Source organism: Microbispora sp. CL1-1 (assembly GCF_012034195.1).
In the GTDB taxonomy this organism is placed as follows: Bacteria; Actinomycetota; Actinomycetes; order Streptosporangiales; family Streptosporangiaceae; genus Microbispora.
In genome coordinates this window covers 39,814-64,616 of the sequence record NZ_JAATEK010000033.1, presented here as the reverse complement: position 1 = coordinate 64,616, position 24,803 = coordinate 39,814, and the positions used below count along the sequence as shown (strand labels likewise).

The following is a 24,803-nucleotide window of genomic DNA, read 5'->3' as shown; positions in this document are numbered from 1 at the left end:
GGTCCCGTGCCGGGATGGGGATTATCCGCGAGAGCGATTCTCTATTCCGGTGACGCCAACCGATCATGATCGGCTATCAATGACCTATGTCGGTTGTGCGGACAGCGATGGCGGTGGTCTGTGTCGCGGTGGTGACCGGGTGTTCGGCGTCGGCGGCGGCTCCGGATCTCACGCTTCCCCTGGACGCCTACAGTCTCGGCGCGAAGGATCGCGCCCAGGTGACTCGGGCCCGGTTCATGCTGATGGAGGAATGCCTGCGTCATGTGGGGATCGATTTCCGCTTTCCCGCCGTCCAGCCGGTGACCGACCTGCGCAATGTCGATCTCCTTGGGTGGCTCGATCCCCGCCGGGCCGCCGAATCGGGATATCTGGAGCCTGGGCGGAGTTCGGATGAGATGACCGGCGTGCCGTCGTACTCCATCACCGACGAGGCGTCCTATGTGCTTTACGGCAAAATCCGGCGATACCACGGAAAGGCGGTGCCGCCCGGAGGCTGCATGGCCAAGGCCGACGCCCTGCTGAACCGTGGAGCGCACGGCGTGAGCCCGGCCGACGCGGGAAAGAGGTTCGACGACGACGAGGTCCCGCGTTTCGTCGACGCCGCGGCCGACATCGCATTGAAAGACCAGCGGATCGCGGCAGCCGAACGCGAGTGGAGCGACTGCATGCGTTCGGAGGGCTTCGACTATCGGAGCACCGTCGAGGCCGGTGGCGACCGGCGCTGGGCGGCGACCGTCAACGACGACTCGGCCGGCCACACCCCCAAGTCACGCGGCACGAAGGCCGAGATCGACACAGCGGTCGCGGACGCGCGATGCCGGGCCGAGACCGGCTACACCGACGTTCGCCGCGAGGTCTTCGTCGAGGCCGAGCGCCGTGTCATCGGCCAGAACCGGGCCCGGCTCGACGTCATCGGATCGCTCGACCAGGCCCGCCTCGCCAACTCCGCCAAGGTCCTCGACGGCACGCTCACTCTGTCCTGGTGATCAGCGTCGGCCTGCGGCCGCCTCGATCAGCCGCAGGACGTCGTCCAGGTCGGCCTCGAACTCGGTGGCGAGGTCGTCGGGCAGGCGGAGCCAGGGCTTGAGCCTGGCGTGCGCGGGAAAGTCGCCCTCGGGGAGACTGCCGCGGTGCCCGCGCGGATCGGGGTCGCCGCTCGTGAAGCGGCCCGAGACCTCGGACGCGGCGAAGCCGATCACGAAGGTGCTGAGCAGGCGCTCCAGCCGGGGAACTTCCCGATCCGGCACCCCGGCCTCGATGAGCGCGTCGTAGATCACGTCCACCGTACGGACGGCGTCCGGCGTGACGGCGGGCCGGGAGAACAGCAGGGGCGCCGCCCAGGGATGCCGCCGGACCATCGTCCGGACGGCGCGTGCGAGGGCGGCGAGCCGCTCGTCCCACCGCTGAGTCTCCTGCCGATCCCGGTCCGGCGGCAGGAGCGCCGCGAGCAGGTGCCCGACCATGGCGTCGAGCAGTTCGGCCTTGCCGCCGACATGCCGATAGAGCGCCATCGGCGTCACCCCGACGCGCTCGGCCACCGCGCGCATCGAGACCCCGTCGAGCCCGCGCTCGTCGGCGATGGCCAGTGCCACTTCGAGGATCTCTTCCCGCCTGCCGCCCACAGGTATACAGTGTAGACGTATACGCCGTATACCTCGTATGCCCCGGAGGGATGGATGCTCGCCGCGGAGAAGCTGGTGAAGCGCTACGGCGCGCGCAACGTGCTCGACGGCTTCGACCTCACGGTCGCGCCCGGCGAGATCACCGGCCTGATCGGCCACAACGGCGCGGGCAAGACCACCTTCGTCGAGGTCGTCACCGGCCTGGTGCGCCCCGACGCCGGCCGCCTGTGGGTGGCCGGACATGACGCGCTCCGCTCCGGCAGTGCCGTACGGCGTCTGCTCGGCGTGGCTCCGCAGGAGCTCGCCCTGTACAACCGGGTGAGCGTCCGGGAGCACCTGCGGTTGTTCGCGGGGCTCGCCGGGCTGCGCGGGCGGCGCAGGGACGCGGAGACCACCCGCGTCCTGGACGAGCTCCACCTCGCCCCGGTCGCGGACCGGCCCGCCGGGGTCCTGTCCGGTGGTCAGCGCCGCCGCGTCCAGGCGGCCACGGCCATGGTGGGGTCGCCGCCGCTGCTCCTGCTGGACGAGCCGACCGCGGGCGCCGACCCGGAGACGCGGGCGGCACTGCTGGCCGCGGTCCGGGCCCGCGCCGAGGCGGGGGCCGCCGTCCTCTACACGACCCACTATCTGCCGGAGCTCGTCGATCTGGACGCCACGGTGGCGCTCGCCCGTGCCGGACGCGTCATCGCGCGTGGCTCCCAGCAGGAGCTCACCCGAGACCTGCCGGGCGAGCTGCGGGTCGCCTTCGACGACCCGGCCGAGCCCGAGCTGCGCCTGCCGACCACGGACCCCGGCGCCGACCTCGCCGCGCTGCTCGCGTCGGGACGTACGCCCGTCTCCGTCGATGTGCGGCGGCCCGGCCTGGACGACCTCTACCGCTCGCTGGAAGCCACGTTCTCGGAGCAGGACGGCGGGGAGGTGCGCGATGTGGTCCGGTGAGTCCGTACGCCGCGTCGGCGTGCTGATACGCCACAACCTGCTGCTGATGCGGGGCGAGCCCGGCCCCCTGGTGAGCCGGATGATCCTGCCGCTCGCCTTCCTCGCGCTGCTGCGCCCGCTTTACGCGGCGGCGCAGGGCGAGGCGGCGGGCACGGAGCAGGCGGTCGTGGGCACGCTGGTGACCTTCTCGCTGCTCGCGCTCGGCATCTCCGGCAGCGCGATCCTCACCGAACGGCTCGGCCGCACCTGGGACCGCCTGCGCGGCACGGCGCTGCGTCCCGCGGAGATCCTGGTGGGCAAGGCCGTGCCGGTCTTCGCCGCCATGCTCGCCCAGCAACTGCTCGTCATCGGCTTCGGCGTGTGGGTGCTGGGCCTGCGGGTGCCGCATCCGCCGCTCCTGCTGGGCGTCCTGCTCTGCTGGAGCTGCACCCTGCTCGCCCTCGGCGCGCTGCTCGGCGTGCTCGTACGCGGAATGGGCGAGCTGTCGGCCGCGTACGACATCGGCGGCATGCTGCTCAGCAGCCTCGGCGGCGCGCTCGTTCCGCTCGGAGCGCTGCCGCACTGGGTCGCGGCCGTGGCCCCGGTCTCTCCCGGCTACTGGGCCGTGCACGGGCTGTGTGCCGCGCTCGTCGGCGACGCGGCGACCGTGGCGGAGGTGTGCGGGGTGCTCCTCGTCGTCGCGCTGGCCTGCGGCGCCCTGGCCGTTGGCCGCCTGAAGGGGCGCAGCGGACGGCTGGTGGCGCTCTGACCGCCCGGCGGCAGGCCGCTTGTCTCCTCGTCACCGCAGGCGACAACCCTGAGCGGCACCGCAGGCGACAACTCTGATCGGCTGAACAGCGGGGCCGCCTTTGCCGCGCTGTGCGGCGTCAGCCCCATAGGACGTCTTTCGGCTCGGCGTGGCCCTTCTTCCATGCGGCCTCTGGCGTCTCATGAGTCGTGAAGGGTGCCGGTGTGCGTCTCGCCGTGCGTCCCGTCGGCCGCAATGGAGTAATCGGTTGACTCTGCCCGTTCGGCCACGTAACGCGGCTTGTTCGTCGCGTCCGCCGTCGGCCGTTTGTATTTGTCCATCAGCCGCCTGAGGGGCGCAAATCCGGCTTTGGTCAATTCGATCTGATCTTGATACTGAACCAACCTGATTCACAGGCGCCGCCGCGCCATGTTGAGGAGTTCGTAACCGTGTTGCGCGTGATCATCCGTTTACGGAGAGTTAACTGCGCCGATCTGCGCGTGAAACATCATCACGCTCGCCTTCCGGCTCGGCGTGGTCATTCTTTTACACGGCCTTTCGCGTCTCATGAGTCGTTAAGAATGCCGGTATGTGTCTCGCCGTGCCCCTCGTCGCCGGCGATGGGGTAATCGGTGGACTCTGGACGTTTGGCCATGTTATGCGGCTTGTTCCGGGGTGGTAGCGTCCGCCGTCGGCCGTTTGTATTTGTCCATCGGCCGCCTGGGGGCCGCAAATCCGCGCCGGTCGGCTCGACCTGATTTTGGTCCTGAAACCAGCCCGATTCACAGGCCCCGCCGCACCATGTTGAGGAGTTCGTAACCGTGTTGCGCGTGAGCGCCGGTTCACTGCGAGTTAACTGCGCCTAGTCGCGCGTGAAACATCCGGCTGGCGTCATCGATCTCACCCCACTTCAGGAGGAGTGCATGAATTCTCCCCCACGCGGCATTCTCGCCGCCCGACGCCGGGCCATCAGACGACGATTGGCTTGGCTGCTGACCCCCATCCTGGTTCTGGTAACAATCGGGGTCAGCCCTTCCCCATCCCAGGCGCTTCCGATCGGTGTAGGAACGCCGGTGCAATTCACGCTCACCGATAACCAGGGTGCGTGGTTCGACACCGGTGCGACGCTGTTCGGCACGCGGTCGCTCGGCCTCGCCGTGACGCCGCGGACCAAGCTCGCGTCGCTGCCGCTGAGCGTCGACACGCTGCTCAACGGCGATCTCGGCGGCGGCCTGCTCAACCTGCCGTTGCTCAACGGCGACGCACCGCTGATCGGCAGCCTCGGTGTGAACGTTAACAGCCTGCTCAACCTCGACCAGCTCAACTCGGCGGTCGACGCGGCGGGCGGCCTGCTCGGATTCCTGAACCCAACGATCCAGCGCGCCAAGACGCAGATCAACCAGCTCGGCCAGCAGCTGTTGACGGCGTCGGACAGCAGCGCCGTCCCGCTCAGCAGCCTGCCCGTGGGGCTCGACCTGATGCGCACGCTCAACGAGGTCGCCGCGCTGGCGCCCGCGGACCTGAGCCTCGCGCCGAAGGCGAAGTTCACGGTGGCGGCACCGGCGGCCGCCTCGGCCCACTCGGTGACCAGCCTGATCTGGCCGGTCGGCGCGCAGCCGATCGACCAGAACAGCGCGTTCATCGGCAACGCCGAGGCCGGCCTGACCGAACCGGGCCTGTACGCGTGGGTCTGCAAGATCCACCCGTACATGCTCGGCGCTGTGGTCGTGGACGACCCGCTCACGCCCGGCCTGGACTTCGGCAAGAAGCTCAACGTCAACGTCAAGGGCGGAATCGTCGTGCCCAGCTCGGCCGACGTGGTGCAGGAGCTCGTGCAGAAGTTCTTCCGGATCACCACACCCGACAACTGGCAGGTCTACAGCAACACGCAGACCAAGAACTGGAACCCCTACTACCCGCCCGCGCCGATCCTGCAGTATGACGCGAACGAGCAGCCGGTGCTCATTCCGAGCCTCGACGCGTACTACAACAGCAAGTTCAACGAGGGCGTCACGCTGCCCGCGCTGACCCAGCGGCCGAGCGTGCCCGGCGTCGGCGAGCTCTGGGTCGACACCCAGATGGAGAAATACGCCGGCAAGGCCAAGTCCGGCGCGGCGACCAGGGTCGACGTGCAGAACTGGACCGTGACCCGGAAGGTGGCGCTACCACAGATCAACCTCAACAATCCGCACAACATGTGGTCGGACCGCGACGGAAAGTACATCTATCAGACGGAATGGTTCTCCGACCGTCTGACCGTGTTCGACCGGACCACGGGTAAGCTCGTGCGAACTATCCAGGTCGGCCCGGACCCATCCCATGTGATGACCCGGCCCGACACCGACCAGCTCCACGTCGCCATCAACGCCGGCAACGCGGTGGTCGAACTGAGTCCGGGTGCCACGCAGATCGACAGGCGCATCCTGGTGCAGGGTCCCGGCCAGACACCGGCTCACCCGCACGCGCACTGGATGAGCGCCGACGGGCACACCATGGTCACGCCGAACGTCAACCACAACAACTCGACGATCGTCGACGTGCCGTCGGGCTCGATCCAGGAGGCGCAGACCGAGCAGCTGCCCATCGCGACCGGCATGATGCCGGACGCCTCGAAGTACTACGTGGCCAACTTCCTCGGCCAGAGCGTCTCCTGCGTCTCGTTGGACGGGCCGGCGTGCCACAGCGACAGCGGCACGAACGTCGGCTACAAGGCCATCGACCTGTGGGCGAACTACGACATGGTGACCGGGGCGACGAACGGGAGCTTCGGCGGCCTGCCGATCCAGATCCCGGTCAGCCCTGACGGCAACGTGGTGCTCGTGGCGAACACGCTCACGAGCAACATCGCCGTCATCGACACCAAGACCGACAAGGTGGTCAAGTACCTGCCGTGCGACTCCGGCTGTCACGGCATCAACTTCGGCGCCAAGCGCGGCGGCGGCTACTACGCCTACGCGTCGAGCAAGTTCGCCAACAGTCTCGCCGTGATCGACACCGACCCCAACGGCGACGGCGACCCCGCCGACGCCACGATCGTCGGCAGGATGGTTCTCGACTCGGCCGCGGGCACCGCCACGGATGACGTCGTGACCGCCTACAACGGCATGGGCGGGCAGGGCGTCCTCCCCTACCCGATCGTCTACAACGGCTGGGTGCAGAACGCCACGCCGGAGATGGCGAACCAGCTCACGTGTAACCAGCTCAACCCCATCAACCCGGGGGTCTGCGAGTAACCGCGGGCCCGCACTGCGGGGGAGGGACCGTGAAGCGGACGGTCCCTCCCCCTGACCGGGGCCCCCATCGCGCACCACCCACGCCGGTCCATTCGGCCCTCGACGCGTGCGCGCGTGCATTCCACAGTAGACGAGGAAGTACACCCATGTCTGATACGACCGCACCGGAGCCCTTCGCGGCCCTCCGGCGCGCACTCTCCAACGCCTCGCCACCGTTACGCCGGCTGATGCTGATCGGCGTGATCGCGCTCTCGATCCTGGTCTCCGGCACGACACTGTTCGCGCCGAAGGCCGCGCAAGCGGCGAACCACACGATCGCGATCAAGAACTTCGCGTTCACGCCGGACGTGCTCACGCTGGCACCCGGCGACACGGTCACGTTCGTCAACCAGGAGACGGACGGTACCGTCCACGCCATCCGCGGCGACTTCACGTCCCCGGACCTGCCGCCCGGGGCGACCTTCACGGTCACCATCGTCGCCGCAGGCTCGTACAACTACTACTGCAGTTTCCACCCGTACATGACCGGCATCATCAACGCCGGAACGGCATCGCCGTCGCCGTCCCGCTCGCCGAGCGCGAGCCCGTCGCCGAGCCCGAGCCGTTCGCCCAGCGGCAGCCCGTCGCCGGGTGTCAGCCCGGGCGTGAGCCCGAGCCCGAGCGTCACCCCGACGACGCCGACGCCCGGCTCCGCGCCCTGCGACGACCCGGTCCTCGGCGCCGACCAGGGTGACGGCACCCGGCTGGCCGCCTACGAGGTGGTCGGCTCCGTCAAGGTGTTCAAGCTGTGCATGTCGCAGACCGACTGGGAGGTCTCGCCCGGGGTGGTGAAGCTGGCGTACACGTTCAACGGCATGGTGCCCGGCCCCACCATCAAGGTCAACGAGGGCGACAAGGTGCGGGTCATCGTGCAGAACGACCTGCCGGAGCACACGGCGGTGCACTGGCACGGCATGGTGCTGCCGAACGCGCAGGACGGCGTGCCGGACATCACCCAGCCGCACATCCTGCCCGGCGAGACCTACACGTACGAGTGGACCGCCAAGTCGACCGGCACGCACTGGTACCACTCGCACATGGGCGGCGGCCAGGTCGGCCGGGGCCTCTACGGCGCGCTCCTGGTGACCCCGACGCTGGGCGACATCGCCGCCGACAAGCACTACACCATCCAGATCGGCGACGGTTCCAACGGGTTCACCTTCAACGGCAAGTCGTACCCGGCGACCGCGCCGCTGGCGGCGGCGGTCAACCAGAAGGTCCACATCCGGCTGATCGGCGCGGGCCCCGAGATGATCCACCCGATCCACCTGCACGGCGCGGCGTTCCAGGTCGTGGCCCAAGACGGCAACAAGCTCGCGTCACCGTACACCGTGGACACGCTCAACGTCGGCGTCGGACAGACGTACGACATCGTGTTCCAGCCCAAAGAGCCCGGTAAGTGGTTGCTGCACTGCCACATCTTCTCCCACTCCGAGGGACCCAACGGCATGATCGGCCTCGTGACGATCGTCAATGTAACGGCGTAGTCACCGGCTGAACCTGCCTCCGAACCCGTGCCGGTCAGTCGTGACAGCACCTGGCCGGCACGGGCTCCACATACCGATACGCGCAAGGAGCCCGCGCATGAAGCCCATCCGCGCCGTCGCCGCGACGCTCGTCGCCGGCGTCGCCGTCCTGCTCGCCCCCACCTTGCCGGCGTTCGCCCACGTCACCGTTTCCCCCTCGGTCGCCACCACCGGCGGCCGCGGCACGTTCGCGTTCAAGGTGCCCGACGAGCGCGCGGACGCGAACACGACCCGCGTCGAGGTCGTCTTCCCGGAGAACGCCCAGCTCTCCAGCGTCTCCGTGCGCCCCGTCCCCGGCTGGAAGGCCACTGTCGCCACCCGGCAACTGCCGAACGCCGCGTCCGCCGGGTCCGAGGACGAGGCCGCCGACAAGGCCGTCACGGGCATCGTGTGGGAGGGCGGCGCCATCAAGCCCGGCGAGTACCAGGTCTTCGAGGTGTCCCTCGGCCCGCTGCCCACCACGCCCGGCGAGCTCGTGTTCAAGGCGCTGCAGACCTACAGCAACGGTGAGGTCGTCCGCTGGATCGACATCCCGGAGGCCGGCGCTCCACAGCCCGAACACCCGGCGCCGGTGATCTACGTCAAGCCGCCGGACGCGCCGCAGGCCACCGCGCCCGCCGCGGCCACCCCCACCGACGACGGCGTCGCTCGCCTGCTCGGCTGGGCCGGCCTCGCGCTCGGCGCGCTCGCGCTGCTGACGGCGGCCGCGACCGGGCTGCGCCGGCGCGCCCCGGCGCCGGCCTCCGCGCCGCTCGCGGAGGCGGACACCGCCGCGCGGCTCTCGCCATGACCCGCACCAGGACGCGCGGCGCGGTGCTCGCCGTCCTCCTCGCAGGGTTAGCCACCGCCGTGTCCCTCATGGTGGCGAGCCCTGCCTGGGCGCACGCGGAACTGATCGACGCCGCGCCGGCCAACGGCCAGATCTACCAGGACTCCCCTCGGACGCTGCTGCTGCAGTTCACCGACCCGGTGACCGTGCCGCCGGACGGCGTGCGGCTGTTCGGCCCGGACGGCGCCCGCATCGGCATCGGCGCACCGGCCCACCGCGCGGGCGACGCCACGTCGGTGGAGGCCCCGCTGAACGGGAAACTCGCCGACGGCGTCTACACCGTCTCGTGGCGGGTGGTGTCCTCCGACAGCCACCCGGTGCAGGGCGCCTACACGTTCACCGTCGGTACGCCGGGCAGCCGGCCGGCCGGCGTCACGCCCCCGGACGATCGTCACGGCGATGTCGCGACCGCGTACGGCGCCGCCCGGTGGGCCGCGTTCGCAGGGTTCGCCGTGCTGGTCGGCACCGCCTTCTACCTGGCGTGGTGCTGGCCGGCCGGTGCGCGGCGACGGCCGGCCCGGCGGGCGTTGTGGGCCGGCTGGGGCGCCGGCCTGGCCGCCGCGATCGCCTCCGGCCTGTTGTACGGGCCGTACGTGGCCGACGGCGACCTGGCGGGCGTCTTCGACCCGCGGCTGCTGTCCACGACGTGGGCCACCGGCCTGGGCCGTGCCCTCGGGATTCGCGTCGCTCTGCTGCTCGCCGCGGCGCCCGCGCTCGTCTGGCTGCTGAACCGCTACCCGGACGCGCCGGACCGCCGCACGCGGTGGACGGCCGCGGCGGCGGTGCTCGCGGCCGCCGCGGCGCTCGCCACGACCTGGAGCCTCGCGAACCACAGCGTGACGGGCCAGGCCCGCGGGTTCGCCGTGCCGGTCGACGTCGTGCACCTCGTCGCCGGCTCGGTCTGGCTCGGGGGTCTCGTCGCGCTCGCCATGACGCACGTGCCGGCCCGCGACGCCGTGACCCTGCGCGTGGCGGTGCCCCGGTTCTCGCACACGGCGCTGGTGTGCGTGGCGGTCATGGCCGCCACCGGTCTGTTCCAGGCATGGCGGCAGGTCGGGTCGCTGCCGACGCTGTTCGCCACCGCGTACGGCCGGGTTCTGCTGGCGAAGGTCGCCCTCGTGGTCGTGCTGGTCGCGTTCGGCGCCGCCGCCCGCGGATGGGTCGCCCGCCACTACGGCACGGGCGGCAACCGGCGTCGTGGCGGCCCCGACCCCTACCAGCTCTACGCGTTCTACCGGCGGTTGCTGGCCGAGACGGCGGTGGGCGCCGTCGTGCTCGGCCTGTCCGCCGCGCTGGTCGCCATGGAGCCGGCCCGCTCGGCGTACGCCGGGCGCCGCTCGACGGCGGCGCCCGCGAATACGGCGGCGCCGGTGCCGGTCGTGCCCGAACCCGTGCCGTTCTCGGCCGGCTCCGGCCCCGCCGCGCGTGGTGCGGTGCTGCTCGAGGTGTTTCCACCGAAGGTGGGGCCGGCGCAGCTGCACCTGTCGGTGCTCGGCCCGAACGGCGCGCCGCTCAACGTGCCGGAGGTGCACGCGGCCATGACCCTCACAGGCCGGGACCTCGGGCCGATCCCGGTGGAGCTCCAGGGCGCCGGCGGGCACTACATCGGCCAGATGAACCTGCCGTTCCCGGGTCGCTGGCAGGCCGTTCTCACGGTCCGCACCACGGAGACGGACCAGGCCACGGTTCGCGTCGTGGTCGACGTGAGCGCGTGAAGTCAGCTCAGGTAGTGGAACGCCGGCTTCGGGTGCATGAGGAAGTCGTGGTGGGAGATGTTCCAGGCGTACGCGCCGGCCATGGCGAAGGCGACGACGTCGCCGGCGGCGAGCGAGGCGGTGACGCGGCGGGCGAAGACGTCCTTGGGGGTGCAGAGCCGCCCCACCAGGGTCACCGGGCCGTCCTCGCCGTCCTCACCCCTCGGCAGCACCACGAAAGGCTGGTCGTGGCCCTTCGTGACCGGCGTCCGCAGGTGGTGGGTGCCGCCGGACAGGACGGCGAAGCGCTCCCCGTGCACGCGCTTCACGTCGAGCACGGTCGTGAGATACCAACCGCAGTAGGCCGTCAGGGCGCGCCCCGGCTCCACGCGCAGCGTCTCGCCCGGCCGGGCCAGCGCCCGCAGGCCCGCGCCGTACGCCGCCCAGTCGAACAGCTCCTCCGGGCGGGTGTAGGAGACGGCCATGCCGCCGCCCAGGTTGAACTCGCGCAGCCCGAGGCTCCTGCCGTACGCCAGGACGGCCTCGGCGAGCGCGAGCAGGTCAGGGGCGGCCAGGCCGCTCGCGAGGTGGGCGTGGATGCCGCGCAGCCGCACCGGTGAGGACCCGAGCAGGGTCAGGCACTCGGCGACCCCGCCGGGGTCCATGCCGAACGGCGTGGCGCCGCCGCCCATGGCGAGCGCCGCGCCGGTGACGGGCACGTCGAGGTTGACCCGCAGCAGCACGTCGGCCGGTTCGCGCAGCCGGCGCAGCTCGGCCGGGCTCTCGACGTGCCAGCGGTGGGCAGAGGGGGCGAGGGCCAGCTCCGCGCCGGTCTTGCCCGGCCCGCCGAAGCTCAGCGGCACCTCCGGCAGCACCGCTCTGACGTGCGCGAACTCGCCCCCGGATGAGACCTCGAAGCCGTCCATGTGCGGCGCGAGCACCCGCAGCACCTCGGGGTCGGGATTGGCCTTGACGGCGTAGCAGATCTCCGTGTCCGCCAGTGCGGCCCGTACGGCGGCCGCGTGACGGTCGAGCCCGGCCAGGTCGTAGACGTAGGCGGGGACGTCGTCCAGCGACTCGGCGACCTTCCGCACGCCCGCCGGCACCTCGATGCTCATCGGCGCTCTCCTTCCGCGTCCACGCGGAGCGGGTTCGGGACGGGGACATATCCGGCGGCCCGGTCGGCCGCCCTCGCCCAGCGCACGCCCAGGTTGGCCTTGGCCGGCAGCGGCGCCCCGGCCAGCACCCGGGTCAGCGGCGCGAGCGCGTCGAGACCCGCCGCGTGGTCCGCGACGTAGCGCTCCAGGGACTCCCGGGCGACCGCCCACAACGCGCGCAGGACGCCGTCGGCCGTGCCCGCCGTCGTCGCGGCGACTTCCGCCAGGTGGTTGACGAACAGGCAGTAGGCGACCCGGTTCCAGCCCCGCGCGGCGTCGTACGACAAAGGGGCGGCCACACCGCCCGGCACGCCGGTCAGGTCGTGCCGTCCGGTGACCAGCTTGGTGCCCTCCAGGTCGCGGAAGACCGCCTCGACGGGCCATCCAGCGGCGTCGAACCCGACGAGCACGTTCTGCACGTGCGCTTCGAGCACGACCCCGTGCCGGAAGAAGGCGTCGAGCACCGGGAACGCCACGCGCTCGACGTACGCCCCCCACCACGCCACAGGATCGGCCGTACGGCGGGCCAGGACGGCCTCGGGCACCCCGTCCGCGCCGGCGGCCAGGGCGCCCGCGAGCACCGGCGTGGTGCCCGGCCCGCAGACCACCCACGGACCGGTGCGGACGATCACCCCGAGCCCTTCCAGCAGCCGGGTGCCGAGCGCGGCCGATCGATAGCCGGGCTCGGGCAGCCACCGCGTGCCGGGGAAGCGCCGGGCCAGCCGCTCGAAGACGGGAGCGAGCCGCCGGGTCAGCTCGACCGCGCCGCGCAGCTCATACCAGGCGTTCTTCCGCACGCAGTTGGTGATCCGCACGTCGAGGCTGAACTTCAGGCACATGCCCGTGCCGGGGTCGTACACGGTCCGGACCGACGACGTGGGCACGACCGCGCGGGGGCCGGGCCCGAGGTCGACCAGCCGCCCGTCCGCGAACGGCCCGCGCAGCTCGGCGGCCAGCAGGCCGAGCTGCCAGGGATGGGCGGGCAGCGGGACATATCCGTCCGGCGCGTTCCCGAATGTGTCGAGCGCCGCCGTGTCGCCCTCCTGGGCCACCAGGTCGGCGCGCACCCCGAGCAGCCGCGGCGCGAACCGCGCGTGCGTCTCGGGCGCGTAGTCCGGCCAGTCGTCGCCCGAGCGCGCCTTGGGCGCGGGATGGAACGGGTGCCCGGCCACGAGGGCCTGCTCGGAGGCGAGCCACGGGTCGGCGGGCGGTACGGCCCGCGCGCGGGCGGCCAGGATCGCGGCGACCGCCTCCCGCCCGGCCCGCACCTGGGTGGCGAACTCCTCGTTGCCCCCGTCCAGGCCCCCGTCCAGTTCCTGCTCCACCAGCGCGACGAGCGGCGACAGGCCGAGGGGCCGCCAGCGCCCCTCCGCGAGGTGCTCGGGCGGGCCGTCGAAGCGCAGCGCGATGCCGCCGTGGACGCGGACGCGCACCGGCGTCCCCGCCACGCGGAGCGTGAGGTGGGGCCCCGCGGCGCGCACGTGCCCACCGGGGATGGCGACCTCGCGCAGCCAGCAGCGCAGCAGCGCCCCGAGCGCCGCCTCCTCGGCCAGGGCGGCGTGCGGATCGCGGGTGTGATTGTCGAGGAGCAGGCCGTCCACGGGTCAGGCACCCCTCAGGTAGTTGGGACCGGTCGTGCCGTAGAACTTGTTGACGTCCCTGGCCCCGGTGCGGTCCTTGGCCACGAGCGTCCCGGCGACGACCATCGACTTGCCGGTGAGGCGGGCGGCCTCCAGCGTGCGCGCCCGCAGCAGCCGGGCCATCGGGTCGTCCCCGTACGGCTCCAGCGCCGCCGTCAGCGCCCGTGCGACGAGCGGGGCGGCGGACCCGGGCAGCGCGCCGTGGGCCACGGCCGTGGCGGCCAGGTGCAGGGTGATCGTCACGAAGACGTCGGCGAGCGCGTACGGGTCGTCGGCCAGCATGCGCTCGTCGCCGAAGCCGGGCGGCTCGATCCCCGCCGCGTGCAGCCGCCGGGGCGAGGCGAGCAGCCCGTCGTTGTCCTTGACCAGCAGCCGCATGGGCCCGTCGCCGAACACCAGCGCGAGGTTCTGCTGGTGGGCCTCCAGCGCGACGCCATATCGGACGAACAGCGTGACGTTCCACTCCAGCAGTGCCGTGAGGTAGTCGCGCAGCAACGCCTCCGCGTCGCCGCCGTAGTGACGCCCGGCCACCTCGTGCAGGACGAGCCGCCCGTCGTCAGGCAGGGGCGCGAGCAGGGCGGCGACCGGCACGATCTCCCCTTCGGGCAGGTAGCGGACGAGCCAGCCCAGGTATTCGTGCCCGGCGTGCCCGTAGGTCTGCTCGTCCGCGAGCGTGACGCGCAGACCGGGTTCGCGGGCGAGGATCGCGCGCAGCAGCGTCTCGGCCAGCGCGCCGTCGCGCAGGGTGCCGGGTTTGATCGACCGGCGGTTGCGCAGGCCCAGCGTGCTGGCCGGGAGCGGCACCTTGAGATGCACGCGCTCGGCCACCTCGACCGTACGGGTCGACAGGGTCGGCCGTACGACCAGGTGAGCCTCGCGCGCGGTCACGAGCCCGGCAAGCCCGGCCACCAGCGGCTCCGTCAGCGGATGGACGGGGAGGAGCACGTGCGTGCGGGCCAGATCGGGCGCCAGCCCCACGTCACGTGGCGCGGGCCACCAGCGGGGGAGATCGGGCCGCGAGAGGGTCACCCCCTCGCGCGGCACGGCCGCCCACCGCATCGCGAACTCCGGGGCGAACTCGGGCGCGTACGCCGCCAGGCCGGCGGGGGAGATCCCGAGGCGGGCGCGGGCCGTCGGATAGAGCGGGTGGTCCACGGTCGCGGCCAGCGACTCGTAGCGGATGAGGCCGCGACGCCCGCGCAGCCGCCGGGCCACCTCGCCGCGCGTCCGGTGGTGGGCCTCCAGGGCCGCGAGCGCGTCGTGGCACTCCCGCTCGAAGGCGGCGACCCCCTCGGCGTCGGCGGGGTGGGCGACGGCCTCCAGCGTCTCCAGCACCTCCGCCAGGCGCAGGCGCTCGTGCGGGGCCGTGGCGAAGTCCTGGAACGGACTGCCCGGGGCGAGCCCCACCCGCCGTCCCGAGGCGAGGACGATCGCGACCCCGTCCTTGTCGTGGGTGACCCTGGCGGAGATCCCGGCGTAGTCCTCCCGCAGCAGGGCGTTCAGCACCCGCGCGGCCAGGTAGCGCTCGCGCTCGGTGGCCTGGTCGCGTGCCGCCGGGATCATGCGAGCACCCAAGGGTGCTCCTTCCTGAACGCGCCGATCGCGGCGTCGACGCTCGCGTGGTCCGGGCCGACGGCGCGGAGCAGGCCGAGGTAGTCGCGGTTCGTCCCCGTCACCTCGACGTGATCGCCGATCTCGCGCAGCGCCCGGTGCCGGAGCCGCACACCGTCCTTCTCCATGGACAGGTCCGGCGGCGCGCCGGTGACCGTGCCGGAGTGCTCGGCCACGAGGCTCACCACGGACCCGTACGCCGCTCCGTACGCCGCGCGCAGGCAGTCGAGGTCGAAGGAGGACACCGGTTCGCCCGCGTGGACGCGCAGGATCCACTCGTGCAGCGGCACGCCGAGCAGGTCCGCGAGCAGGAAGTCGCAGTTGTCGCCGATCAGCCGATAGTTGATCTCGATGACGCGGGGGCCGTCGCGGGTGACGGCATATTCGGTGTGGCACACGCCGAAGCCGATCCCGGCCGCGTCGAGCGCCGCGCCGAGATGGGCGAGGTGGCCGGTGTCGGGGGGCCGCCAGTCGAGGCGCTCCTCCACGAAGTGCGGCAGCGGGCCCAGCGTGGTGGCGAACCCGCCCAGCACGCGCCGGGTCTCGTCGTCGCCGAGCGTCTCCAGTGTGCGCACCGGCCCGTCGAGGAACTCCTCCGCGACCACGACCTCCCCCGGCCGCCGCTCCCGCGCCGCCGCGACGGCCGCGGCCAGCGCGTCGGGCCCGTCCACCAGCACGACGTCCTCGCTGGCCACGCCCTGCGCGGGCTTGACCACCACCGGGTACGGCAGGCCGTCCGGCAGGCCCTCCGCCGGGTCCGCGCCGGGAGGGATCCGTACGGACCTGACCGGTTCGACGGCGGCGAGGGCGCGGCGGGTGAGCGCCTTGTTCTTGGCGGTGACGCAGGCCCGCCAGTCCTTGCCGGGCAGGCCGAAATACTCGGCGGCGAGCGCGGTCGCGGCCTGGAGATGGTCGGAGTTGGAGAAGATCACGTCGGGCCGGTGGTGGGCGGCCACCGCGTCGATCACGGCCCGGAAGTCGCGGACGTCCGCCGCCACGACGTCGTGGCCCGGATACCGATCAGGCTGGTCGGTGAGTATCGTCACGTCCCAGCCCAGCGCGGCCGCGGCGGGGAGGAACCCGCCGGTCACCGAATCGGTCGGGTTGAGCGTGGTGAGGTACAGCCGCACCGGCCCTCCATAGGTAAGGCTAACCTAAGTGACCGCATCCTAGCCGGGAGCACGATCATTTGACCGGCGAACGGGAAAGGGCGGGGAGATTGCCGGAGCGGCGGCAGTGGAAGGATGACGGCGTGGAAATCGCGGACGGACTGCTCGGACCCCTGCTCCTGGCGCGCAGCGCCATCGACCGATCGGCGGCCCTGCGGGGCGACGAGGAATGGCTGCGGCGGGCGTGGGAGGCCGAGAAGACGCGGGTTCTCCTCGTCCACGACGGCCGCACCCTGCTCCGCCGCTTCACCGACGGCGCGGCCCTGGTGCTCACCTCGCCGGCCGAGGCGCCGGAGGGCACCCGCTATCTGCTGGGCGTGGACGAGGACGGCGTGCCCTACTTCGCCGTCAACGCGCCGCTGCCGGAGGGCGACGCGGCGGGCCTGCGAGAGGCCGCGGTGCTGCTGGACGACCGCGACGCCGGGCTGCTCGTCTACGCGGTGGCGCTGGAGGCGTGGCACGCGAGCCACGAATACTGCCCGCGGTGCGGCAGCCGTACGGACGTCACCGCGTCGGGCCACATGCGGGTGTGCCCGCGGGACGGCAGCCAGCACTTCCCGCGCGTCGACCCCGCGGTGATCATGCTGGTGCACGACGACGAGGACCGCATCCTGCTCGCGCGCGGCCCGCAGTGGCCGCAGGGCCGGATGTCGGTGCTCGCCGGGTTCGTGGAGCCGGGGGAGTCGCTGGAGCACGCGGTGGTCCGCGAGGTCCTGGAGGAGGTGGGCGTCGCCGTCACCGCGCCGCGTTATCTCGGCAGCCAGCCCTGGCCGTTCCCGCGCAGCCTGATGCTGGGCTTCTTCGCCCGCGCCGTCACCACCGAGCTGCGTCCCGATCTGGAGGAGATCGCCGAGGCGCGCTGGCTGTCCCGGGAGGAGCTGGAGGCACAGGTGCGCTCGGGCGACCTGGTGCTGCCCGGCCAGGTCTCGATCGCCCGGCGGCTGATCGAGACCTGGTATGGGGAGCCGATCCCCGACACCGAGTGGTGAGTCAGCAGGCGCCTTCGAGGTGCCGCTTCACCTCGGCGACCGAGGGGTTGGTCATGGTGTGGCAGTCCGCGACCACGGTGGGGACGACCTGGTTGCCGTTGTTCACGCTCGCGACGAAGTCCGCGGCGTCCGGGTGCTGCTCGATGTCCACCTCGCTGAAGACGATGCCCTCCCGGGTGAGCTGGCTCTTCAGCCGCTTGCAGGGGCCGCACCAGCTCGTGGTGTAAACCGTCAGCGCCATCTGTCGTCCCTTCCGTGCGCATCACTGTTGCCGAGAGCAGTCATGGCAACATCGCGAGTGCGCCGCATGTTCCCGCCGCGTCCACCCCCTTTTGATCTCGGCTCCGCGCGGCCTCTGAGGGCCGGATGGCAGAGGCGCACGGCGGTCGGGGCGCAGGCGGCATAGGTGAGCGAGCCGCACTGGAAGCGTCCGCGGACGGCCGGGATCGTCCATCGGTGCCGGATTGTGACGTGGATCACTGCCGTGATTGTCACGCGGGGGCGGGCCGGCTCGTCTGGTTGCCGTGAACGGCGGATCCCGGCCAGAACGCCGGGGCGGACCAAGGAGTGATCATGCGAGTTCTCGTCGCGGGGGCCACTGGGGTGATCGGTGAGCGGATGGTTCCGCTGCTGACCGCGGTGGGGCACGAAGTGCTGGGGCTGGCCCGGCCGGGGAGCGGCACGGCCAAGCTGGAGGCGGCGGGTGCCCGGGTGGTGGTCGCCGACGCGCTGGACCGGGACGGGGTGCGCCGCGCGGTCGGGAAGGCGGCGCCCGACGCGGTGGTGAACATGCTCACCGCGATTCCGGCCGAGATCGATCCCCGGCATCTGGCGCGCGATTTCGCGCTGACCAACCGGCTGCGCACCGAGGGCACCCGGAACCTCATCGAGGCCGCCCGCGGAGCGCGGATCATCAGTCAGGGCCTGGCCTACGCCTATCAGCCGGGCGAGGGCATGGCCGACGAGGACGCCCCGCTGTGGCGGACCGGCACGCCCGGACAGTTCGTGCCCGTGCTGGACGCGCTGGCCGAGCTGGAGCGCCTGACCACGCAGGCGGGCGGGCTGGTGCTGCGGCTGGGCCACCTGTACGGGCCCGGCTCGATCTACGCCCCCGGCGGATCCTTCCTCCGGCAGGCGCGGGCGGGGAAGGTGCCGCTGGTCGGTGGCGGGAACGCGGTCTTCTCCTTCACGCACGCCGACGACGTCGCGACCGCCGTCGCGGCCGCGCTGGACAAGCCCGACGTCAACGGCGTGCTGAACATCGTCGACGACCGGCCGGAGCCGCTGCGCCGATGGCTGCCGGAGCTGGCCGCCCTCCTTCGCGCCCCGGCGCCGAAGAGGGCGCCTGCCGCGCTGGCCCGGCTGGCGGTCGGGAGCTGGGGGGTGGCGTTCATGAACCTGCTGCGCGGCGCCGCCAACACCCGGGCCCGGCTGCACCTGGACTGGCGTCCCCGTTACTCCTCGGTGTCCGAGGGATTCGCGGCCGAGCTGCGCGACGCGCCGGCTCAGGCCGCATGAGCCGCGAACCGGTTCTCGCGTAGCCATCGATTCTGAGGACAGATCTGATGAAGGCTCTGCTGAAAGCGATGCTCGTCGTCGTGACCGCCGGTGCGTCGTTGACCCCGGCCACGGCCCCCGTACGGGCCGATGTGATCTGCGACGACTGGTGCGAGGCCGCCTGGGCGCAGCAGCGCGCCGACGCCCTGCCCCGCACCGCCTTCTACGACCCGCCGAACCCGCTGCCCTGCTGCAGGGCCAGGCTGACACCGTCATCCCCGCGTGGATGACGGACGAGGTCGCCCGGGCGCTTCGCCGAACCGGGTGCGCGGTGGACTACCGCACCTACCCCGGCCTGGAGCACGATACCTACCCCGGACAGACCGTCGGCATCGACGACGGCGCCATGCCGGACATCCTCGACTGGGTCGCCGGCCGGTTCGCCGCCGGAAGGGACACGGCGAAGTGAACGTCGATCGGCGGGCCGCCGCCGGCGGGCAGGGAGCGCACAGTGGACGAGACCTTTGAGGAGCACCGGCAGCTCCTCCTCGGCCTGGGGTACCGGTTGCTGGGCAGCATGTGGGACGCCGAGGACGTGGTGCAGGAGACCTACCTGCGCTGGACGAACACCGATCGGTCGCAGGTCCGTGAGCCGCGCTCGTTCCTGGTGACGGTGGTGACCCGTCTGGCGCTCGACCAGTTGCGCTCGGCGCGAGTGGCGCGCGAGGCATACATCGGGCCGTGGCTGCCCGAGCCGGTCGACGGCCGGGCGTTCGGCCCGCTGGAGACCGCCGAGCTGCGCGACACCCTCTCGTACGCGACGCTCCACATGATGGAGCGGCTGTCACCGCCGGAACGGGCGGTCTTCGTGCTGCGCGAGGCATTCGACGTGCCCTATGACCGGATCGCCGAGATTCTCGACGCCTCCGTGCCGACCTGCCGGCAGTGGCACCACCGGGCGGTGCGGTATCTGAGCCGGGATTCCGGGCGGTTCGCCGCCCCCGCGCGGTCCGAGCACGCCGAACTGCTCACGCGGTTCCTGGCCGCGGCGCAGGACGGCGACCTGGCCGCCCTGGCCGAGCTGCTGGCCAAGGACGCGGTCGCCTACAACGACGGCGGGGGCAAGGTCCGTGCCGCCCTGCGCCCGGTCCTCGGACGGGACAACGTCGTGGCGTTCGTGGCCGGCCTGATGTCCCGGTACCCGATCGAGGAGGCCCGCCTGACCCAGGCCAACGGCGAACCGGCCGTCTGGACCGTGATCGGCGGGCAGCGGCAGCTCGTCGCCTTCGACGTCCGCGACGGACGCATCCACGCCATCTACGGCGTCCTCAACCCCGACAAGCTCATCCACATCTGACAGGACGAGCATCCAGGGGGCTCTGCGGCCGCTCGCGAGGACCCGCCACTCAGGGCGGGTCCTCCGCGCGGTACGTGGGGAGGGCGAGGTCGTGCCGACCGGCGGTGATCAACCAGCCGCGCCAGACCTCAACCACCCCCATGCACGGAAAACGGGGCTAGTGCCCCAGCCGGGCGACGATCCAGTTCTGGACGGTCTCGGCGACCCCCGGCTCCCGGTAGAGCGGGGAGCTGTGCTGGGTGCCGGCCATGGTCTTGACGGTCATCCGCACACCCACACTGGCCAGCGCCTCCTTGAGCATCTCGCTCTGGTAGGGCGGGACGAACTCCTCGGCGGAGTGGAAGGCGAGCATCGGCGGGTCGCCGGGCGAGGCGTGGAACGGCACCTCCATGCTCGACCACACGCTCGGGCACTTGGCGGGCGTGCAGCCGCCGGCCAGCTTGATCGCCGCCTTGCGCAGCTTCTGCTGCTCCTTGGTGCCGAACGCGCTGCCGTCCGCGAACGCCGACAGCGGCGAGACGGGCGGGGAGATCCCGACGACGCCGCGCAGGCCCGGCCGGCCGTCGCCGTACGCGCCGACGGCGGCGGCCAGATGGCCGCCCGCGGAGAACCCGACCAGGACATAGCGGCCGGGGTCGGTGTTGAACATCGCCGCGTGCCTGCGCACGGCGTTGACGGCGGTCAGCACGTCGGTGCGCTGCGCCGGCCAGGCCGCGTCGCCCGACAGCCGATAGTCGAGGTTCACGACCGTGTAGCCGAGCTGGGAGTAGCTGCGGCTGATCGACTTCATGTACTTCTTGTCGCCACCGGACCACCAGCCGCCGTGGATGACGAAAACCGCCGGGCGCCGCGGCCCGGCGGTGTGCCACCACACGTCCATGGTCTGGCGCGCGTGCGAGCCGTACGCGTAGGTGCGGATCCGCACGTCCGGCGGCGTGGGCGCCGACGAGGGCGAGGCCGACGGGGACGGCGAGGGCGACGGGCTCGCGGAGGGCGAGGCGTAAGGCCCGGCGGTGGGCCGGGTGGTGGACCCGGCGGAATGCGTCGCGGAGGGGTTGGGGGAAGCGGAGGGGCGATGGGCGGGGGAGCCCGCCGGGGTGGCCGCCTGGGCGTCCGGCGAGGCCAGGGCGAGGGTGGCGAGGGCTGCGGCGCCCACGCCTAAAGCAGTTCGGACCGCGGTGGCCACGGTGTGTTCCTCCCCGATGTAGCGGCGTGCGCCGACCGGTCCCCGGGACATGCTCGGCCGGCTGCTGGAAGGATGATGCCAGTAACAACGTCCGCAACGCATGTTGGGAGCTCCTCCTTGGACGTCCTCGACGGTCTGGATCCCGAGCAGCGCGAGGTCGCCCAGGCGGTGCGCGGACCGGTGTGCGTGCTCGCCGGCGCGGGGACCGGCAAGACCCGCGCCATCACGCACCGCATCGCGTACGCCGTGCACACCGGGGTCGTCGAGCCGCAGGGCGTGCTCGCCGTGACCTTCACGACCCGCGCGGCGGCCGAGCTCAAGCAGCGGCTGCGCGGCCTCGGTGCGGCCGGCGTGCAGGCCCGCACGTTCCACGCGGCGGCCCTGCGCCAGCTCAGCTACTTCTGGCCGCGCGTGATCGGCGGCGACCCGCCGCAGGTGGTCGAGTCGAAGCTGCCGCTGCTCGTGGAGGCGGCCAGGCGCCTGCGCAGGAACCCCGACCGCGGCGAGCTGCGCGACGTGGCGAGCGAGATCGAGTGGGCGAAGGTCACCCAGGTCGGCCCGGAGGACTACCCCGCCGCCGCGGCCAAGGCCCGGCGCACGCCGCCGATCGCGCCCGAGGAGGTGGCCCGGCTGTACGAGGGGTACGAGAGCCTGCGCCGCCAGCGCAACCTGATCGACTTCGAGACGATCCTGGAGCTCACGGCGGCCGTGATGACCGAGCACCGCGAGGTCGCCGCGCAGATCCGCCAGCAGTACCGCTATTTCGTGGTCGACGAGTTCCAGGACGTCAACCCGCTGCAGAAGCTGCTGCTCGACACCTGGCTCGGTGGGCGCGACGACGTGTGCGTGGTGGGCGACCCCAACCAGACGATCTACTCGTTCACCGGCGCGACGCCCCACTATCTGACCAACTTCGCCGTCGAGCACCCCTCGGCGGCCGTGATCAGGCTGGTGCGCGACTACCGCTCGACCCCGCAGGTGGTGACGCTGGCCAACCGCGTCATGGCGCGCTCGCCCCACCGGCTGGAACTGGTCGCCCAGCGGCCCGACGGTCCCGAGCCGGTCTTCACCGAATATGACGACGAGCAGGCCGAGGCGCTCGGCGTCGCGCTCACGGTCAAGAAGCTGATGGCCGACGGCGTGCCCACCCGCGAGATCGCGGTGCTGTTCCGGGTCAACGCCCAGTCGGAGGCGTACGAGCAGGCGTTCACCGACGCAGGGGTGCCCTACCTGCTGCGCGGGGCGGAGCGGTTCTTCGAGCGCCCCGAGGTGCGCCAGGCCGTGGTGCTGCTGCGCGGCGCGGCCCGGTCGTCGGCCGACGAGCCGCTCGCGCCCGCCGTGCACGCGATCCTGTCGGGCATCGGGCTGACCGCCGAGCCGCCCGGCGGCGGCAAGGCCAGGGAGAAGTGGGAGTCGCTCAAGGCGCTCGCCGACCTCGCCGAGGACATGGCGGCCGAGGGCACCGACCTGCCCAGGTTCGTCGGCGAGCTGGAGCGCAGGGCCATGGAGCAGCACGCGCCGCCGGTCGAGGGCGTGACGCTCGCCTCCCTGCACGCCGCCAAGGGCCTGGAGTGGGACGCGGTCTTCCTCGTCGGCCTCACCGACGGCATGGTCCCGATCGTCTACGCGGAGACGCCGGACCAGATCGAGGAGGAGCGGCGGCTGCTGTACGTCGGGATCACCCGGGCCCGCGAGCACCTGCACATGTCGTGGGCGCTCGCCCGCTCGCCGGGAGGCCGCCGCTCCCGCAGGCCGTCGCGCTTCCTCGACGGGCTGTCCCCGCGTACGGCGAGCGTGGCCAGGGCCGAGCGGCCGGGAGGCTCCGGCGGCCGGGCGAAGCGCTCGGCGGCGCCGCTGCACTGCCGGATCTGCGGCAAGACGCTCTCGGCGGCGGCCGAGCAGAAGCTGGGCCGCTGCGCGACCTGCCCCGCGGACTACGACGAGGCCCTGCTCGAACGGCTGAAGGCGTGGCGCTCGGCCGAGGCGAAGGAGCAGAAGGTCCCCGCGTACGTCGTCTTCACGGACGTCACCCTCCAGGCCATCGCCGAGCGGGCGCCCGCCTCCGAGCAGGACCTGCTCGCGATCGCCGGAATCGGACGCGTCAAACTTGAGCGGTACGGCGACGCGGTCCTGGAGCTCTGCCGCGGCGCCGGTACTGTTACCGACGAGTAATACCCGCGTGTGCTGGAGGCTGCCGTGAACTCGGCCCTGAAGGAGCTGCTGGACCTGCTCGACCTCGAACCGATCGAGCTCGACATCTTCCGGGGACGCAGCCCGGAGGAGCGCATCCAGCGGGTCTTCGGCGGCCAGGTGGCGGCGCAGGCGCTCGTCGCGGCCGGCCGTACGGTGCCGTCCGACCGGATGGTCCACTCGCTGCACGCCTACTTCATCCGGCCGGGGGACCCGGCCGTCCCGATCGTCTACAACGTCGAGCGGGTCCGCGACGGGCGGTCGTTCACCACCCGGCGCATCACGGCGATCCAGCACGGCAAGGCGATCTTCTCGATGTCGGCGTCGTTCCACATCGAGGAGCCGGGCGTGAGCCACCAGGCCGTGCGCATGCCGCAGGTGCCGGACCCCGAGACGCTGCCGACCTTCCAGGAGCGGATGCTGAAGGTCGTGGGCGACGAGCCGGGCTGGCGCGAGCTGCTGGCCAAGCCGCGCCCGGTGGACGCGCGCTATGTGAACGCGCTGACGTGGGAGGCCGCCCACGACCCCACCCTGGTCACCCCGGAGAACAACGTCTGGTTCCGGTATGACGCCGACCTGCCCGACGACCCGCTGCTGCACGTCGTGCTCGCGGCGTACGCCAGCGACTTCACGCTCGTCGACACCGTGCTGCTGGCCCACGGCCTGGCCTGGGGGTCCTCGGCGGTGTCCGGCGCGTCGCTGGACCACGCGATGTGGTTCCACCGGCCCTTCCGGGCCGACGAATGGCTGCTGTACGCCCAGGAGTCGCCGTGGTCGGGAGCGGCGCGCGGGCTCGCCCGCGGGCAGATGTTCACCGCGGCCGGGGAACTGGCCGTGTCCGTGGTCCAGGAGTGCCTCATCCGGGTGTCGCCGGCGTTGCACTCCGATGTCACGAAGTCGTGAAAATCGCAGGTAGAAAATAGGTTGCCCACCCTGCCGCGGCGGTTTAGGGTCTTGGACAAGTCAGCCGGACGCTTCGGTCCGGCGAGATCGCACTGAAATGGAGGTGAGTCCAGTGAGGAACATCACGACGTCCCGCACGCTGTGGCTCGCCTCCGCATGCCCGGCCGCCATTGTCATGCCGAAACTGCGGCGTGGCGAGGCCGCCGCTGCCCTGGCTCCGGTGACCGGAGCCGCGGGCTCGGCCGCCTTCGGCGCGTTCGCCGGCCTGGCCAGCCACCACCGCAACCCCGTCCAGCGACCGGTCTATGTGAACCGGCCGATGGGCGATGAGCAGATCCGCACCGCCGCTCGCGGAGGTGCGCAGGGTCCGCACGATGCCTGGAGAGGACCAGTCATACCCTGACTAGGTCTCCATCTCCGGGCCGCGGATCCCACCCAGGATCCGCGGCCTTCTTGTTTTGTCGGCCACGAATCCACACCCCCAACGAGGACAAA

22 protein-coding genes are annotated in these 24,803 nt (G+C 72.1%); 15 read left to right on the top strand and 7 right to left on the bottom strand.

Annotation, left to right across the window (positions count from 1 at the left end; genetic code table 11):
• Positions 1-86: 86 nt before the first annotated feature.
• Positions 87-986: a hypothetical protein gene (locus HCK04_RS29900; protein WP_142650710.1), complete on the top strand. Its 900-nt coding sequence runs from the start codon at positions 87-89 to the stop codon at positions 984-986.
• Here HCK04_RS29900 and HCK04_RS29895 read toward each other — a convergent pair whose 3' ends face one another.
• A complete protein-coding gene (locus HCK04_RS29895) occupies positions 987-1,622 on the bottom strand; it encodes a TetR/AcrR family transcriptional regulator (protein ID WP_142650709.1) in 636 nt (211 codons plus the stop codon). It lies immediately after the preceding gene.
• 54 nt (positions 1,623-1,676) lie between these two features.
• Here HCK04_RS29895 and HCK04_RS29890 point away from each other — a divergent pair, with 54 nt between their 5' ends.
• The 6 genes from HCK04_RS29890 to HCK04_RS29865 all read left to right on the top strand — a co-directional run bounded on the left by HCK04_RS29890 (position 1,677) and on the right by HCK04_RS29865 (position 10,630).
• Positions 1,677-2,561, top strand: a complete 885-nt coding sequence (locus HCK04_RS29890) for an ABC transporter ATP-binding protein (RefSeq protein ID WP_142650708.1) — start codon at positions 1,677-1,679, stop codon at positions 2,559-2,561.
• Complete coding sequence (locus HCK04_RS29885; RefSeq protein ID WP_142650707.1) at positions 2,548-3,309, top strand: ABC transporter permease; 762 nt, start codon at positions 2,548-2,550, stop codon at positions 3,307-3,309. Before HCK04_RS29890 ends, HCK04_RS29885 begins: the two co-directional genes overlap by 14 nt.
• 1,052 nt (positions 3,310-4,361) lie before the next feature.
• On the top strand, positions 4,362-6,521 hold the full coding sequence (locus HCK04_RS29880) for a hypothetical protein (RefSeq protein ID WP_205830870.1): 2,160 nt from the start codon (positions 4,362-4,364) through the stop codon (positions 6,519-6,521).
• A 146-nt stretch (positions 6,522-6,667) separates the two neighbouring features.
• Positions 6,668-8,047, top strand: coding sequence for a multicopper oxidase domain-containing protein (locus HCK04_RS29875; protein WP_142650706.1), 1,380 nt, complete (start codon positions 6,668-6,670; stop codon positions 8,045-8,047).
• Positions 8,048-8,144: 97 nt separating this feature from the next.
• The gene (locus tag HCK04_RS29870) at positions 8,145-8,876 is read left to right on the top strand and encodes a YcnI family protein (protein WP_142650705.1); all 732 of its coding nucleotides are present in this window, start codon (positions 8,145-8,147) and stop codon (positions 8,874-8,876) included.
• Positions 8,873-10,630: a copper resistance protein CopC gene (locus tag HCK04_RS29865; protein WP_142650704.1), complete on the top strand. Its 1,758-nt coding sequence runs from the start codon at positions 8,873-8,875 to the stop codon at positions 10,628-10,630. The genes HCK04_RS29870 and HCK04_RS29865 overlap by 4 nt, the downstream gene beginning before the upstream one ends.
• A 2-nt stretch (positions 10,631-10,632) precedes the next feature.
• Here HCK04_RS29865 and HCK04_RS29860 read toward each other — a convergent pair whose 3' ends face one another.
• The 4 genes from HCK04_RS29860 to HCK04_RS29845 are packed head-to-tail and all read right to left on the bottom strand — an operon-like array spanning position 10,633 to position 16,147.
• Positions 10,633-11,727 (bottom strand): type III PLP-dependent enzyme, encoded by a 1,095-nt coding sequence (locus HCK04_RS29860; RefSeq protein WP_142650703.1) that lies wholly within the window; start codon positions 11,725-11,727, stop codon positions 10,633-10,635.
• On the bottom strand, positions 11,724-13,367 hold the full coding sequence (locus tag HCK04_RS29855; protein ID WP_142650702.1) for an IucA/IucC family protein: 1,644 nt from the start codon (positions 13,365-13,367) through the stop codon (positions 11,724-11,726). Before HCK04_RS29855 ends, HCK04_RS29860 begins: the two co-directional genes overlap by 4 nt.
• Positions 13,368-13,370: 3 nt before the next feature.
• Positions 13,371-14,981: an IucA/IucC family protein gene (locus HCK04_RS29850; protein WP_240971930.1), complete on the bottom strand. Its 1,611-nt coding sequence runs from the start codon at positions 14,979-14,981 to the stop codon at positions 13,371-13,373.
• Entirely contained in the window at positions 14,966-16,147 is a 1,182-nt protein-coding gene (locus HCK04_RS29845) for a siderophore biosynthesis protein (protein WP_142650701.1), read from the bottom strand. The genes HCK04_RS29850 and HCK04_RS29845 overlap by 16 nt, the downstream gene beginning before the upstream one ends.
• Positions 16,148-16,269: 122 nt before the next feature.
• Here HCK04_RS29845 and nudC point away from each other — a divergent pair, with 122 nt between their 5' ends.
• The gene (gene nudC, locus HCK04_RS29840; protein ID WP_142650700.1) at positions 16,270-17,175 is read left to right on the top strand and encodes an NAD(+) diphosphatase; all 906 of its coding nucleotides are present in this window, start codon (positions 16,270-16,272) and stop codon (positions 17,173-17,175) included.
• A gap of 1 nt (position 17,176) precedes the next feature.
• Here the strand turns inward: nudC and HCK04_RS29835 are convergent, their stop codons facing one another.
• Entirely contained in the window at positions 17,177-17,416 is a 240-nt protein-coding gene (locus HCK04_RS29835) for a mycoredoxin (RefSeq protein ID WP_142620262.1), read from the bottom strand.
• A gap of 332 nt (positions 17,417-17,748) precedes the next feature.
• On the opposite strand from HCK04_RS29835, the gene HCK04_RS29830 reads away from it, so the two are divergent.
• Genes HCK04_RS29830 through HCK04_RS29815 form a run of 4 tightly spaced genes read left to right on the top strand, consistent with a single transcriptional unit; the run spans position 17,749 to position 20,029 of the window.
• Positions 17,749-18,693 carry an NAD(P)-dependent oxidoreductase gene (locus HCK04_RS29830; RefSeq protein WP_142650699.1) on the top strand — a complete coding sequence of 315 codons (945 nt, stop codon included), beginning with the start codon at positions 17,749-17,751 and terminating at the stop codon, positions 18,691-18,693.
• 47 nt (positions 18,694-18,740) lie between these two features.
• Positions 18,741-18,962 (top strand): hypothetical protein, encoded by a 222-nt coding sequence (locus HCK04_RS29825; protein ID WP_142650698.1) that lies wholly within the window; start codon positions 18,741-18,743, stop codon positions 18,960-18,962.
• A complete protein-coding gene (locus tag HCK04_RS29820; RefSeq protein ID WP_142650697.1) occupies positions 18,959-19,141 on the top strand; it encodes a hypothetical protein in 183 nt (60 codons plus the stop codon). Before HCK04_RS29825 ends, HCK04_RS29820 begins: the two co-directional genes overlap by 4 nt.
• A 42-nt stretch (positions 19,142-19,183) precedes the next feature.
• Positions 19,184-20,029 carry an RNA polymerase sigma-70 factor gene (locus HCK04_RS29815; RefSeq protein WP_142650696.1) on the top strand — a complete coding sequence of 282 codons (846 nt, stop codon included), beginning with the start codon at positions 19,184-19,186 and terminating at the stop codon, positions 20,027-20,029.
• 157 nt (positions 20,030-20,186) lie between these two features.
• On the opposite strand, the gene HCK04_RS29810 is transcribed toward HCK04_RS29815, so the two are convergent.
• Positions 20,187-21,185 carry an alpha/beta hydrolase gene (locus tag HCK04_RS29810; protein ID WP_260617455.1) on the bottom strand — a complete coding sequence of 333 codons (999 nt, stop codon included), beginning with the start codon at positions 21,183-21,185 and terminating at the stop codon, positions 20,187-20,189.
• Positions 21,186-21,332: 147 nt separating this feature from the next.
• On the opposite strand from HCK04_RS29810, the gene HCK04_RS29805 reads away from it, so the two are divergent.
• The 3 genes from HCK04_RS29805 (at position 21,333) to HCK04_RS29795 (ending at position 24,711) form a co-directional block, all read left to right on the top strand.
• Positions 21,333-23,387 carry an ATP-dependent DNA helicase UvrD2 gene (locus HCK04_RS29805; RefSeq protein ID WP_277351560.1) on the top strand — a complete coding sequence of 685 codons (2,055 nt, stop codon included), beginning with the start codon at positions 21,333-21,335 and terminating at the stop codon, positions 23,385-23,387.
• A 24-nt stretch (positions 23,388-23,411) separates the two neighbouring features.
• Positions 23,412-24,308 (top strand): acyl-CoA thioesterase II, encoded by an 897-nt coding sequence (locus HCK04_RS29800; protein ID WP_142650694.1) that lies wholly within the window; start codon positions 23,412-23,414, stop codon positions 24,306-24,308.
• A gap of 112 nt (positions 24,309-24,420) precedes the next feature.
• Complete coding sequence (locus tag HCK04_RS29795) at positions 24,421-24,711, top strand: hypothetical protein (protein ID WP_142650693.1); 291 nt, start codon at positions 24,421-24,423, stop codon at positions 24,709-24,711.
• Positions 24,712-24,803: the final 92 nt, after the last annotated feature.

Bases quoted from the DNA above. Each gene is read 5' to 3' on its own strand.
- HCK04_RS29875 (WP_142650706.1), top strand. From the start codon at position 6,668: ATGTCTGATACGACCGCACCGGAGCCCTTCGCGGCCCTCCGGCGCGCA.
- HCK04_RS29890 (WP_142650708.1), top strand. From the start codon at position 1,677: ATGCTCGCCGCGGAGAAGCTGGTGAAGCGCTACGGCGCGCGCAACGTG.
- HCK04_RS29835 (WP_142620262.1), bottom strand. From the start codon at position 17,416: ATGGCGCTGACGGTTTACACCACGAGCTGGTGCGGCCCCTGCAAGCGG.
- HCK04_RS29885 (WP_142650707.1), top strand. From the start codon at position 2,548: ATGTGGTCCGGTGAGTCCGTACGCCGCGTCGGCGTGCTGATACGCCAC.
- HCK04_RS29820 (WP_142650697.1), top strand. From the start codon at position 18,959: ATGACGGACGAGGTCGCCCGGGCGCTTCGCCGAACCGGGTGCGCGGTG.
- HCK04_RS29870 (WP_142650705.1), top strand. From the start codon at position 8,145: ATGAAGCCCATCCGCGCCGTCGCCGCGACGCTCGTCGCCGGCGTCGCC.
- HCK04_RS29865 (WP_142650704.1), top strand. From the start codon at position 8,873: ATGACCCGCACCAGGACGCGCGGCGCGGTGCTCGCCGTCCTCCTCGCA.
- HCK04_RS29900 (WP_142650710.1), top strand. From the start codon at position 87: ATGTCGGTTGTGCGGACAGCGATGGCGGTGGTCTGTGTCGCGGTGGTG.
- HCK04_RS29830 (WP_142650699.1), top strand. From the start codon at position 17,749: ATGCGAGTTCTCGTCGCGGGGGCCACTGGGGTGATCGGTGAGCGGATG.
- HCK04_RS29825 (WP_142650698.1), top strand. From the start codon at position 18,741: ATGAAGGCTCTGCTGAAAGCGATGCTCGTCGTCGTGACCGCCGGTGCG.
- HCK04_RS29860 (WP_142650703.1), bottom strand. From the start codon at position 11,727: ATGAGCATCGAGGTGCCGGCGGGCGTGCGGAAGGTCGCCGAGTCGCTG.